Here is a 12,658-nt window from a genome sequence, read left to right as displayed (position 1 = left end):
CTCAGCGTGACGCAACACACTCCCGATCTTCCTCCCGAACTCCGTCCACTGGCCGAGATGCCCTGGTTCAAGCGTCTGGCCGCACGTTTCTTCGGTCATGGCCTGACACGCTTGCGCGCGCAGCATCGCGCGTCATGGCTGCACGGCCAGGCCGACGGTTTTCGCAGTGGCCACACCGCTGGCGTGGAGTACGGCTTCAAAGAGGGGAAGCTCGAAGGGCTGGAAGAAGGCCGGCAGGTCCTGCTGATTCGTGACAGCCGTAACACCGAGCATCGTCCGCCCAGCGTCGACAACCACCTGTTCGACGATTGGCGTCTGCCGCTGAGTGCCGAACTGAAAAAGCGCATGAAAGCCGATGTAGCGCGACTGCTGCCTGAGCACGCCCAGCCAAGCAGCGCTCAATGGAAGATGATTTTCAGTGATACGCCTTCAACCTCGATAATTGCCGGGGCCGGGGCTGGCAAGTCGACGACCCTGGTGCTGCGTATCCTGTTGCTCACGCACTACCTTGGGTTCGAGCTGGATTCGATGACGGTGGTGACGTTCACCCGCGAGTCACGCAAGGACTTCATCAACAAACTGGTCGAGTTGTTCGCCTTGTGGGGGCAGGCACTGAGCCTGAAACAGGCGCGGGAACTGGTGCGAACCTTTCACTCGCGCATTCTGCCAATGGTCCGCAGCCTGCCGGGGTTCGAGCGCTTGCAGGCGTTCGAGAATCTCAGTGACCGGGTACAAGGTGCTGACGAGGAGGTCGACAGCAACCCGTTCGACCTGCGCATCAACGACGCCCAGCGGCGCCTGCTCAACGCTTGTTACCACCGTCTGTTTACTGAAGACGAACGTTTCCGTCAGTTGATTCAGCCGTTGGCCAAGGCCGGGTTGCAGCTCAAGGAGCTGGAGCGCGATCACCCGGACGTGCAGAAGCGCGTGGCGGTGACCGAGTTGGCGGCCAAGCGCGATGAGGAGCTGTGCGATGCCATTGAAGATTTGTGGTTTCGCGCCGGCGCGTGGCCGATCAAGGGCATCGAGCCCTGCCGGCAGACCTTCGAGATCAACGGCTCGACCTTTCATTGCCACGGCTACATTCCCAGCCTGGATGCCTGGGTGGTGCTCGGTTTCGACCCTCGGGAAAACCCGCAGATTTGCCGGCCCAACGCCAAGCTCAGCGTGCGCGCGGAGTGGGCGGTAAAGCGCACCCTGTTTCAAGCTTTCTGTCGTAAGCCATTGATTTGGCTTGATAGTTACGAAGCGTCAAAGCGGGTGTTGTCGACATTGGCCGGAGATGCGAGCGCGGGTCCCGGGTTCGATTACAAGGTCAAGGGTGAGCTGGTCTCAGCGCCGTTGCTGGACTGTTTTGTCGCGGCGGCCGGCTTCATCGAAAACCTCGGGCTGGATGTTCCTGACGCTGTCGGTCGCATGAGTTTTGCCAAGGACGATCCGGACCGGTTTTTCTTCGAGGCGCTGAGTCTGTTCTGGCGCGCACTGGAAGATCATCTGCTCGATCAGAAACCGCCGGTGATGACCTACAACCGGATGTTCGCGCTATTCAGCGAGCACTCCCCGGAGAACCTCAAACTGCTGGGTGATGAGCTGTTACGGCCGATGTCGCACCTGATGATCGACGAGTTTCAGGACGTGTCGCCGCAGATCGTCTCGTGGATCCGTGCCAGCCTGGCGGAAATCCGCAGCCGTGGTCCGGCCATGCATGTGGGGCGCGGCGCGCAGCGCTCATCGTTGTTGTGCGTGGGGGACGACTGGCAGTCGATCTACGGCTGGCGCGGCAGTTCGCCGAGTTACTTCATGGAGTTCAACAAGGAATTCCCGTCGCCGAGCACCACCCGGGTGATGCTCAGCGACAACTATCGCAGCCATCAGCACATCATCGATGCGGCTGAACACATCGTCCGCGCCGCTCCGGCGATCCCGGGGAAAAAAGCCAAGGCCAGCGGCGCCCCCAAACCGCTGCAACCGGTCAACGTGCTTGAGCGCGACGATCAAGCCATGGGGCAGCGCCTGGTCGAGCATTACAATCGCGGCGATTCAATCTTGATGCTTTATCGAAAAAGCAGCGATAAGTTATTGATAGAGCAGCATATTCAGCCTGTAGTTAATGTTGATTCTAGCTTGCCGTATGAAGCGCGACGCCTGAAACAGCTCACCTACCACAGCGCCAAGGGCCTGCAGGCGGATGCGGTTTTCCTGCTCGGTGATTGCCAGCACCTGACCAGTTCGCCCTACAAGAATCAGGTTTACCGCATGGCCGGACTGGGCAAGGCTGGCGACAGCGAGCCGTATGACACGGCGCAAAAGGACGAGATCCTGCGTTTGGCCTACGTCGGCATTACCCGCGCGGTCAGTCACTGTTACTGGTACGTTGAGCCGCAGGATGCCCAAGCCGTGAACATGCCAAAGGCGTCCGACCGGGTTGCCCAAGGCAAAGTGTTCTTTGCCGATCACCGCGCCAAGGTGAAAACCGCATAAAGACCAGGCATAAAAAAGCCCGCGATGATTCGCGGGCTTTTCGTTTTAAAACAAGAGCTTATGCGTAACTCTTAAGAGATTCCGAAGGAATAAAGGCCTCCAGTTCGTCTTCCACAGCTTCGATGATGCGCTCGACATCGGCAGCGTTCATCACCGTGGCGCAAGGAATACCGGCAATGGCGATCATGGTTTCTCCGCTGGCACGATCAAACAGACGGGCAATCATGCTGCCCGGTGCGTCCATCGTCGCTTCGAAGCCCATCGGGTGAAAGTGCCAGCGCATCAGCTGGCACGCGTTGGGGAACGTGACTTTACTGGAACCTTTATTCATGTGTTGCCCGCCTTCTTCATCGAGCGCTTCCATTTGCTCATGTTAGGTGGGAAGAACCTTCAATGGCTCAACCGGTCAGTGACATTAAAAGTAGCATCCAAAGGTGAATTTTCTGTGAGATTTTTCAGTTCATTTTGCGATTGCTGCGCATTTTTTGATGTAAGTCATGCCCGGATCAGCCAACGCCAAAAGGCCACTATGGCTTAGCCGTTGATCGCTGAGCCGAACTTGGGCAAGCTCGATTCTTTTGTCCCGAGCGCCTTATGCACGCAGACGATGACGGCCCAGAACAGACCCCGGCCACGGCCGCCACGGTCATGCGCTATCACCTGAGCTGGAAACACCGCGATCTGGACAGCGTGATGGCGCTGTACCACCCGGAGGTCCAGTACAACGATTTCTTCCAGAACCGCGTCCTTTGTCTCGACGAATTGCGCGAGTACGTGCGCGTCAGCATGCCGCGAGAATCCGACGAAGCGCTGGAGCACTGCGACCGGATCCGGGTGGATGGCAACACGGCGTTCATTCAATACGAAGTGACGCTGCGCGGCGGCGACGGACTGGTGTCGTTTCGTTCCAGCGAAGCGATCACGGTCAAGGACGGCTTGATCTGGCGGGTCAACGAATATGCCTCGCTGGTTCGCGCACAATCCCATGGTGATGCCGTGCCCAGTCAACGTCCGGCGGTCAGTCGCCTGGGGTTGTCGCCGCGCCAGTTGAGCTTCATGGCGCAAGACCTGCAGCAATACTTCGACCGGCAGCAGCCGTATCTTGATCCGGAGCTGGACCTGCAGCGGGTGGCGAAGGAGTGCGGCTACAGCCGCAATCAGATTTCCTATCTGCTCAATCAGGTGTTGGGGCAGAGCTTTTATCGCTACGTCAACCAGGCGCGCCTGCAACATTTGCTCAAGTCGCTGGACCTCGCCACGCCGCCGCTGCGTATCGACGAACTGGCGTTTGCCGCCGGGTTCAACTCGCTGTCGGCGTTCTACAGCTGTTTTCGCCAACACACCGGCCAGTCGCCCAAGGCTTACGCCAAACAAATTTCTTTGCGGGCACGCGCGCAAGACAGCCATTGAAGTCACGCACTAGGATCGACGCCATCGAAGGTTTTCAGTGGCGGAGTCTTGCATGCCGGCGTGGCGCACTATCAGTTTGTGGATGGATCAACTCGACGAGCCGCTGATCGCGCGGCCGACGCTCGAGCAGGATCTGGATGTCGACGTGGCAATCATCGGTGCCGGTTACACCGGGCTGTGGACTGCGTACTACCTGAAAAAACTCGCGCCGGGCCTCGACATCGCCATCGTCGAGGCGCAAACCGCCGGTTTTGGTGCGTCCGGACGCAATGGCGGCTGGCTGATGGGCAATCTGCTGGGCGAGGATCGTCTGCTCGCCGGGTTGTCACCGGAACACCGCCGCGCTTCGTTTGACCTGCTGCACAGCATCCCGGATGAAGTGGAAGTCGTCCTCGAACGTGAGGGCATCGACTGCGATTACCGCAAAGGCGGGGTGCTTTATTGCGCGGCGCGCTACCCGGAGCAGGAAGCCAGCCTGCGTGAATACCTCGCCAAATTGCATGCCCAAGGTCTGACCGACAACGATTACCGCTGGCTGAGCCCTGAGCAACTGGCGCAACAGATTCGCGTCGCCAAGCCTTATGGCGGGATCTATGCGCCGCACGTGGCGACCATCCACCCGGCGAAACTGGTGCGCGGTCTGGCGCGTACCGTGCAGAACATGGGGGTGAAGATCTACGAAAACAGCCCTGTCACCCACTGGCAGTCCGGCAGCTTGCGCACGGCCAAGGCCAGCGTGCGCAGTCGCTGGATCGTGCCGGCCGTCGAAGGCTATTCGGTCACGCTGCCGCCGCTGGGTCGCTATCAGTTGCCGGTGCAAAGCCTGATTGTCGCCACCGAGCCGTTGACGGCAGCCACCTGGGATGAAATCGGCCTCAACCGTGGCCAGGCCTTCAGTGAGTTCAGCCGCCAGGTCACTTATGGCCAGCGCAGTGCCGACAACCGCCTGATTTTCGGCGCCCGCGGTGGCTATCAGTTCGCCGGCAAGCTGCGCCACAACTTCGACCTGACCCGCGATGAAGTCGAGCTGCGCCGCTATCTGTTTGGCGAACTGTTCCCGCAACTGAAAAACGTGCAGATCACCCACGCGTGGGGCGGCAATCTCGGCATGTCCCGGCATTTCAAGCCGCACATGCTCTGCGACCGCGCCAACGGCATTGCGCTGTCCGGTGGTTACGGCGGGGAGGGTGTCGGTGCCAGCAATCTCGGCGGCCGGACCCTGGCCGATCTGATTCTGGAGCGCGATACCGAACTGGTGCACCAGCCGTGGGTGCTGCCGGACGGCGGGATTCATGCGTTGCGCGCCTGGGAGCCGGAGCCGTGCCGCTGGCTGGGCTACAACGCGATCATCAAAAGTTTCGTTCACGAAGACCAGACCCTGGCCAACCCGGCCACCGCACCGTGGCGGCGCAAGCTCGCCAGTCAGGTGGCGGGCTTCATGGAAGGTTTCATGCACTAACCGCCGTTTTCTTCAAAAGACAGGTCCCACCATGAGCATTACGCAGTTCAAGAACACCGCCACCCTGCTACTCGAGGAGTCGAATCCGGTGGCCGTGCCACTGGGTGAGCCGATCGCCATTGCCTCGACCACCAGCGTCGAGCGCGACGACGGCGTCGAAACCGGCGTCTGGGAATGCACCCCGGGGCGCTGGCGCCGGCAGATCACCGCTCAGGAGTTCTGCCATTTCATTTCCGGCCGTTGCACGTTCACCCCGGACAACGGCGGCGAAACCCTGCACATACAAGGTGGCGACGCACTGATGTTGCCGGCCAACACGCTCGGTATCTGGGATATCCAGGAGACTGTGCGCAAGACCTACGTGCTGATTTTCTGATTGTCTGATCCTTTGATTGCCTGCCAACAACAATAGTCTCTACAGGAATCGACCCATGCTCCAGAAAGCACTTACCCTGGCGCCGCTGCTGCTGGCCGCCTCGATCAGCCATGCCGCCGAAACGGTCAAGGTTTATAACTGGTCCGACTACATCGCGCCGGACACCACGAAAAACTTCCAGAAAGACACGGGCATCGGCGTCACCTATGACGTCTATGACAGCAACGAAACCCTGGACGGCAAGTTGATGACCGGCAAATCCGGTTACGACGTGGTGTTCCCGTCCAACCACTTCATGGCCCGGCAGATTCAGGGCGGGGCGCTGAAGAAGCTCGACAAGAGCCAGTTGCCGAACTGGAAGAACCTCAACCCGGTGTTGCTCAAGGCTCTGCAGGTCAACGACCCGAACAACGAGCACGGCTTCCCGTACCTGTGGGGCAGCACCGGGATCGGCTACAACATTGCCAAGGTCAAAGCGGTGCTGGGCGACGACGCGCCGGTAGACTCCTGGGACCTGATCTTCAAGCCCGAGTACATGGAAAAGCTGCAGAAGTGCGGCGTCGCCATCCTCGATAACGGCCCGGAACTGCTGCCGGCGGCGCTCAACTACCTGGGCCTGCCGCACCACAGCAAGAACCCCGAGGACTACAAGAAGGCCGAAGCGCTGCTGATGAAAGTGCGCCCCTACATCAGCTATTTCCATTCCTCGAAATACACCAGCGACCTGGCCAATGGCGATATCTGCGTGGCGGTCGGCTTCTCCGGCGACATCCTGCAAGCGGAAAACCGCGCCAAGGAAGCGAAGAATGGCGTCGATATCGGTTACGCGATTCCCAAGGAAGGCGCGGCGATCTGGTTCGACATGGTCGCCATGCCCGCCGATGCGCCGGACGAGAAGGCCGGGTACGCGTTCATGAACTACCTGCTGCGCCCGGACGTGATGGCCGGCATCAGCAATTACGTGCACTACGCCAATGGCAACGAACAGGCTGATGGCCTGATCGACCCGGCGATCAAGAGCGACACCAAGGTCTATCCGAGCCCGGAAATGATGAGCAAGCTGTTTGCCCTGGAGGCGATGCCGCTGAACATTGACCGGATTCGTACGCGGGTGTGGAACAAGATCCGCACCGGTAGCTGATCATTTTCAGTCCATGCAAAACCTGTGGGAGCGAGCCTGCTCGCGAAGCATTTCGTCATTCGACGCAGTATTGTCTGACGGACGCTTTCGCGAGCAGGCTCGCTCCCGTATGAGTTTTGCAGTGATCCGAACGGTATTTATTAAATTGATATCAATACACTGGCATCGCACTAATAGAGTGCAGAAAAGTGAGACGTATCTATCAAAATGCAACTTACCGATATTTAATATTTAAATAGAAAATCGTCAGACAATTGGACGGTGCGCGCCACGCTAAAACATTCTTTCGACCCCGCAGGCTTTGTTTACGGCAGTTTTACGGAACAGTGCAAATTGATCTCAAAAAAACGCTAGACGACAGATTTCAAATTGTGTCAGGTTTCTTACGCCCTCATTGGGCGAGTGATAGGACGATCTCGCCAGGGATTGTCGCTATCTGACAAAAACTGTTCCATTGCTAAACAAGGAAGTGTGTTTATGTCGAAAGTAAAAGCTAACGCTATTGATATCACCGCAGACACATTCGTGCCTGTCGGCGCCGTGCAGTCTCTGGCTGCAACCAGCTCCGCCTGGAACCAGATCAATAGCTTCAGCCATCAGTACGATCGTGGCGGCAACCTCACGGTCAATGGCAAACCCTCCTACTCGGTGGATCAAGCCGCTACCCAACTGCTGCGAGACGGTGCCTCCTGGCACGACCTCGACAACAGCGGCAAGATCGAACTGACCTACACCTTTCTGACCGCCAAAACCGCTAACTTCAGCGGTCTGGGCGTCACCGGTTTCAGTCAGTTCAGCGCCCTGCAGAAAGCTCAGGCCGTGCTCGCCATGCAATCCTGGGCGGATGTCGCCAACGTGACGTTCACCGAGTCGGCCCGCGGCGGCGATGGTCACATGACCTTCGGTAACTACAGCGGCGGCCAGGAAGGCGCGGCGGCGTTTGCGTTCCTGCCAGGCACCGAGCCGGGCTACGACGGTCAGTCCTGGTACCTGACCGGCAGTGGCTATGACGTCAACAAAACTCCGGGCCTGAGCAATTACGGGCGTCAAACGCTGACGCACGAAATCGGTCACACCCTGGGCCTGTCTCACCCTGGCGACTATAACGCCGGCGAAGGCAACCCGACTTACAAGGATGCTTCCTACGGGCAAGACACCCGCGGTTACAGCCTCATGAGTTACTGGAGCGAAAGCAACACCAACCAGAACTTCAGCAAGGGCGGTGTGGAAGCCTATGCTTCCGGCCCGCTGATGGACGACATCGCGGCGATCCAGAAGCTCTACGGTGCCAACCTGACCACCCGCACCGGTGACACCACCTACGGTTTCAACTCCAACGCCGGTCGCGACTTCCTCGGCGCCTCGTCGTCGAGCGACAAGCTGGTGTTCTCGGTGTGGGATGCGGGCGGCAAGGACACCTTCGACTTCTCGGGTTTCACCCAGAATCAGAAGATCAACCTCAATGAGGCCTCGTTCTCTGACGTTGGCGGCCTGATCGGTAACGTGTCCATCGCCAAGGGCGTCACCATCGAGAACGCCATCGGCGGTTCGGGCAACGACCTGCTGATCGGTAACAGTGTGTCCAACGAGCTGAAAGGCGGTGCCGGCAACGACATCATCTACGGCGCCGGTGGTGCGGACAAACTGTGGGGCGGTGCAGGTTCGGACACGTTCGTGTTCGCGTCCAGTTCCGACTCCAAGCCGGGTGCAATCGATCAGATCCTCGATTTCGTCAGCGGTCTCGACAAAATCGACCTGAGCGCCATCACCAAAGGTGCAGGCCTGCACTTCGTCAGCAGCTTCACCGGTGCCGCCGGTGACGCGGTCCTGACCTCGTCGGGCGGCAACAGCCTGTTGTCGGTGGACTTCTCCGGGCACGGCGTGGCGGACTTCCAGGTCAGCACCGTGGGCCAGGCAGCGACCAGCGACATCGTGGCGTGATGTGAAAACGAAAGCGGCGCGTGATGCGCCGCTTTCTTTGCTTGCATCGTGTCGACTGCTGGGCAAGGCTAAGCGCCGGAGCGAATTTTCTCATGATCTATAAAGCTTTTACCTACAAGGCAGTGGCGTGGCTTTCGGCAGCGTTCATCATGATTTCTGGAGAAACAACCATGGCAAGCAGCCTCAGACTCGAAGATCCATCCGTTTTTGCCGGACAGTGGCAAGCCATTCTGACCGCAGCGGACGACGCCCCGCAGGCGCAGGCGCTGCAAGACAAACCCTCGAACACCTGTCTGATCGACCTTGAGCCCAACCAGACGCTGGGCAAAGGTGCCGAATGCCTGGAGGCTTGGCTGGGACAGGCGCCAATCGGCTGGTTTCCCGACCCGGACGGACTGTCGATTACCGGAAAGGAAGGTTCAAGAATCCAGTTCTTCAGCCGACAACGTGATGGGCTTTATCTGAGCACTTTGAAGTCGGGTCTGATGATTACGCTCAAACGCCGTGTGCCACAGCCGTGAAGTTCAGAAATGACTGACAGTTGAATATAAGGTGCGACGTTGCAGTTATAAGCATCACGCCCAAACAACGATTATCCGGTTGAATAACGGAAGTTGTGATTGAAGTGTCAGGAAGAAGTTGCAAGAGGTCGTCCGGCTAATGCGCGGACAATTAATGGAAGCGTCTCGCCAAAGAGCGGCGGGAAATACATTTCAGGAATAATCAATGAAGATGGCGAAGGCCCCAGCCACCGTTCCCTTATTCAAGGCTTTGGGTGACTATAAAAGCATTCTGATCAGCGTCGGGTGCTTTACCGCTCTGATTAACGTGCTGATGCTGGTGCCCTCCATTTATATGCTGCAGGTCTACGACCGCGTGCTGTCTTCGCAGAACGAAACAACGTTGGCGATGCTGTCGTTGATGGTTGTCGGGTTCTTTGCATTCATTGGCATGCTGGAGGTGATCCGCAGCTTCATCGTGATTCGCATCGGCAGCCAACTGGAGCGCCGCTTCAACCTGCGGGTCTATCAGGCGGCGTTCGAGCGCAACCTGTTCAAGGGCGAGGGCAACGCCGGGCAATCGCTGGGCGACCTGACCCACATTCGCCAGTTTGTTACCGGGCCGGCCCTGTTCGCGTTTTTCGATGCGCCGTGGTTTCCGGTGTACCTGTTCGTCATCTACCTGTTCAACGTCTGGCTGGGCGTGCTCGCCACGGCGGGCGCGCTGCTGCTGATCGCGCTGGCGTGTCTCAACGAATACATGACCAAGAAGCCGCTGGGCGAAGCCGCCGGTTTCTCGCAGAAGTCCAGCCAACTGGCGACCAGCCACCTGCACAACGCCGAAACCATTCAAGCGATGGGCATGCTCGGTGCGCTGCGCAAGCGCTGGTTTGGCGTGCACTCACGGTTCCTGGGCCTGCAGAACCAGGCCAGCGACACCGGTGCGGTCATCAGCTCGATCAGTAAAACCCTGCGCCTATGCCTGCAATCGCTGGTGCTTGGCCTCGGTGCCTTGCTGGTGATCAAAGGCGACATGACCGCCGGCATGATGATTGCCGGCTCGATTCTGATGGGCCGCGTGCTCAGCCCGATCGACCAATTGATCGCGGTGTGGAAACAGTGGAGCGGGGCGAAACTCGCCTACCGGCGTCTGGATTCCTTGCTGCAAGCGTTCCCGCCAAGTGACGACGCCATGGCGCTGCCAGCGCCGAAAGGCCAGATCACCTTCGAGCAAGTCAGTGCCGGCCCTCCGGGTCAGCGTGCGGCGACCTTGCAGATGATCAACTTCAATCTGGGCGCGGGCGAAGTGCTGGGCGTGCTCGGTGCCTCCGGTTCCGGCAAGTCGACCCTGGCCCGAGTGCTGGTCGGCGTGTGGCCGACCCTGGGTGGCACGGTGCGCCTGGACGGTGCCGACATCCATCGCTGGAACCGCGACGAGCTCGGCCCGTACATTGGCTACCTGCCGCAAGACATCGAACTGTTCAGCGGCAGCATCGCTGAGAACATTGCCCGCTTCAGCGAGGCCAGCCCCGAGAAAGTCGTGGCCGCCGCGCAACAGGCCGGCGTGCACGAAATGATCCTGCGCCTGCCGCAAGGCTACGACACGCAACTGGGTGAGGACGGCAGCGGCTTGTCCGGCGGCCAGAAGCAGCGCGTGGCCCTGGCCCGGGCGATGTATGGCGACCCGAGCCTAGTGGTGCTCGATGAGCCGAACTCCAACCTCGACACCGTCGGTGAAGCGGCACTCGCCAGCGCCATCGCCCAGCTCAAGGCCAAAGGCACCACCGTGGTGCTGGTGACACACCGCTCTTCGGTGTTGGCCCAGGCTGACAAGTTGCTGGTGCTCAATGACGGTCGCCTGCAGGCGTTCGGCGCCAGTCAGGAAGTCCTCAAGGCGCTGTCCGGCGCCCAGGAGCAACAACGGGAAAAATCTGCCCAGGCACCGGGCGGGCTCAGCATGAGCCGGCAATACCAGCCCACGACAAGGAATTCGGGTGTATGAGCAGCGCCAGCATGAACACTGAAAACGAAGCGAGCATGGAACACGCGTACATCACCGAGCGCCCCGAGCGCGATGCGAAATTTTTCGCGCGCATGGGCTGGATTCTGGCCATCGTCGGCGCCGGCAGTTTCTTCACCTGGGCCGCACTGGCGCCGCTGGATCAGGGCATCCCGGTGCAGGGCACCGTGGTGGTCTCGGGCAAGCGCAAGGCCGTGCAATCGATGAGCAGCGGCGTGGTCAGCCGGATCCTGGTGCGTGAAGGCGAGATCGTGAAACAGGGGCAACCGCTGTTCCGCCTCGATCAGACCCAGGTCGCCGCCGATGTGCAATCGTTGCAGGCGCAATACCGCATGGCCTGGGCCAGCCTTGCGCGCTGGCAGGCCGAGCGCGACAACCTCAAACAGATCACCTTTCCAGCGGAGCTGAGCAACGATCCGGATCCGCGCCTGGCCCTGGTCCTCGAAGGCCAGCGCCAACTGTTCAGCAGCCGCCGCGAAGCGTTCTACCGCGAACAGGCCGGGTTGCGTGCGAGCATCGAAGGCGCCACGGCGCAACTGTCCGGCATGCGTCGCGCGCGCACCGACCTCAATGCCCAGGCCGACTCCCTGCAACAACAGTTGAGCAACCTGCAGCCGCTGGCGGATAACGGCTACATCCCGCGCAATCGCTTGATGGAATACCAGCGTCAGCTGTCGCAAGTGCAGCAGCAACTGGCTGAAAACACCGGTGAAAGCGGCCGCGTGGAGCAGGGCATCCTCGAATCGCGCCTGAAGCTGCAGCAGCATGGCGAGGAATACCAGAAAGAAGTGCGCACGCAACTGGCGGACGCGCAGCTCAAGAGTGTGACCCTCTCCGAGCAGTTGACCTCGGCCGGTTTCGACCTGCAGCACAGCGAAATCGTTGCCACCGCCGACGGCGTCGCGGTCAACCTCGGCGTGCACACCGAAGGCGCCGTGGTGCGTCAGGGCGAGACCCTGCTGGAGATCGTTCCGCAAGGCACCACGCTGGAAGTGGAAGGGCACTTGCCGATCAATTTGATCGACAAGGTCGGTACGCACCTGCCGGTCGACATCCTCTTCACCGCATTCAACCAGAGCAAGACCCCGCGTGTGCCGGGTGAGGTCAGCCTGATTTCCGCCGACCAGATGGTCGACGAGAAAACCGGCGTGCCGTACTACGTGCTGCGCAGCAGCGTCAGTGATCAGGCGATGGAGAAACTCCACGGTCTGGTGATCAAGCCCGGTATGCCGGCGGAAATGTTCGTGCGCACCGGCGAACGTTCACTGCTCAATTACCTGTTCAAACCATTGCTCGATCGGGCTGGCTCTGCGTTGACTGAAGAATAAGG

The 12,658-nt window shown here is 59.7% G+C and carries 10 protein-coding genes; 9 read left to right on the top strand and 1 reads right to left on the bottom strand.

What is annotated here, in order from left to right:
* Positions 1-6 precede the first annotated feature (6 nt).
* On the top strand, positions 7-2,481 hold the full coding sequence (locus HBN98_RS20515) for a UvrD-helicase domain-containing protein (RefSeq protein WP_083369065.1): 2,475 nt from the start codon (positions 7-9) through the stop codon (positions 2,479-2,481).
* A gap of 58 nt (positions 2,482-2,539) precedes the next feature.
* Here the strand turns inward: HBN98_RS20515 and HBN98_RS20510 are convergent, their stop codons facing one another.
* On the bottom strand, positions 2,540-2,812 hold the full coding sequence (locus HBN98_RS20510) for a DUF1652 domain-containing protein (protein WP_064590002.1): 273 nt from the start codon (positions 2,810-2,812) through the stop codon (positions 2,540-2,542).
* A 263-nt stretch (positions 2,813-3,075) separates the two neighbouring features.
* On the opposite strand from HBN98_RS20510, the gene HBN98_RS20505 reads away from it, so the two are divergent.
* From HBN98_RS20505 to HBN98_RS20470, 8 genes are all read left to right on the top strand, one after another.
* Positions 3,076-3,891 carry a helix-turn-helix transcriptional regulator gene (locus HBN98_RS20505; protein ID WP_083369066.1) on the top strand — a complete coding sequence of 272 codons (816 nt, stop codon included), beginning with the start codon at positions 3,076-3,078 and terminating at the stop codon, positions 3,889-3,891.
* Between the two features lie 52 nt (positions 3,892-3,943).
* Entirely contained in the window at positions 3,944-5,350 is a 1,407-nt protein-coding gene (locus HBN98_RS20500; protein ID WP_083369067.1) for an NAD(P)/FAD-dependent oxidoreductase, read from the top strand.
* A gap of 31 nt (positions 5,351-5,381) precedes the next feature.
* Positions 5,382-5,726, top strand: coding sequence for a cupin domain-containing protein (locus HBN98_RS20495; RefSeq protein WP_064587610.1), 345 nt, complete (start codon positions 5,382-5,384; stop codon positions 5,724-5,726).
* A gap of 55 nt (positions 5,727-5,781) precedes the next feature.
* Positions 5,782-6,867, top strand: a complete 1,086-nt coding sequence (locus HBN98_RS20490) for a polyamine ABC transporter substrate-binding protein (RefSeq protein ID WP_083369068.1) — start codon at positions 5,782-5,784, stop codon at positions 6,865-6,867.
* Between the two features lie 477 nt (positions 6,868-7,344).
* On the top strand, positions 7,345-8,808 hold the full coding sequence (locus tag HBN98_RS20485; protein ID WP_083369069.1) for a serralysin family metalloprotease: 1,464 nt from the start codon (positions 7,345-7,347) through the stop codon (positions 8,806-8,808).
* Between the two features lie 92 nt (positions 8,809-8,900).
* Entirely contained in the window at positions 8,901-9,329 is a 429-nt protein-coding gene (locus HBN98_RS20480) for an AprI/Inh family metalloprotease inhibitor (protein WP_156792146.1), read from the top strand.
* 205 nt (positions 9,330-9,534) lie between these two features.
* Positions 9,535-11,310 (top strand): type I secretion system permease/ATPase, encoded by a 1,776-nt coding sequence (locus tag HBN98_RS20475; RefSeq protein WP_083369070.1) that lies wholly within the window; start codon positions 9,535-9,537, stop codon positions 11,308-11,310.
* Positions 11,307-12,656, top strand: a complete 1,350-nt coding sequence (locus tag HBN98_RS20470; RefSeq protein ID WP_083369071.1) for an HlyD family type I secretion periplasmic adaptor subunit — start codon at positions 11,307-11,309, stop codon at positions 12,654-12,656. Before HBN98_RS20475 ends, HBN98_RS20470 begins: the two co-directional genes overlap by 4 nt.
* Positions 12,657-12,658: the final 2 nt, after the last annotated feature.

The sequence above is a fragment of the Pseudomonas koreensis genome (assembly GCF_012986595.1).
Classification (GTDB): domain Bacteria; phylum Pseudomonadota; class Gammaproteobacteria; order Pseudomonadales; family Pseudomonadaceae; genus Aquipseudomonas; species Aquipseudomonas koreensis.
This window is presented reverse-complemented; position numbering and strand designations above follow the sequence as displayed.

What these genes read in the sequence shown, in the direction of transcription:
- HBN98_RS20510 (WP_064590002.1), bottom strand. Translation starts at nt 2,812, where the DNA reads ATGAATAAAGGTTCCAGTAAAGTCACGTTCCCCAACGCGTGCCAGCTG.
- HBN98_RS20505 (WP_083369066.1), top strand. Translation starts at nt 3,076, where the DNA reads ATGCACGCAGACGATGACGGCCCAGAACAGACCCCGGCCACGGCCGCC.
- HBN98_RS20500 (WP_083369067.1), top strand. Translation starts at nt 3,944, where the DNA reads ATGCCGGCGTGGCGCACTATCAGTTTGTGGATGGATCAACTCGACGAG.
- HBN98_RS20495 (WP_064587610.1), top strand. Translation starts at nt 5,382, where the DNA reads ATGAGCATTACGCAGTTCAAGAACACCGCCACCCTGCTACTCGAGGAG.
- HBN98_RS20490 (WP_083369068.1), top strand. Translation starts at nt 5,782, where the DNA reads ATGCTCCAGAAAGCACTTACCCTGGCGCCGCTGCTGCTGGCCGCCTCG.
- HBN98_RS20485 (WP_083369069.1), top strand. Translation starts at nt 7,345, where the DNA reads ATGTCGAAAGTAAAAGCTAACGCTATTGATATCACCGCAGACACATTC.
- HBN98_RS20480 (WP_156792146.1), top strand. Translation starts at nt 8,901, where the DNA reads ATGATCTATAAAGCTTTTACCTACAAGGCAGTGGCGTGGCTTTCGGCA.
- HBN98_RS20475 (WP_083369070.1), top strand. Translation starts at nt 9,535, where the DNA reads ATGAAGATGGCGAAGGCCCCAGCCACCGTTCCCTTATTCAAGGCTTTG.
- HBN98_RS20470 (WP_083369071.1), top strand. Translation starts at nt 11,307, where the DNA reads ATGAGCAGCGCCAGCATGAACACTGAAAACGAAGCGAGCATGGAACAC.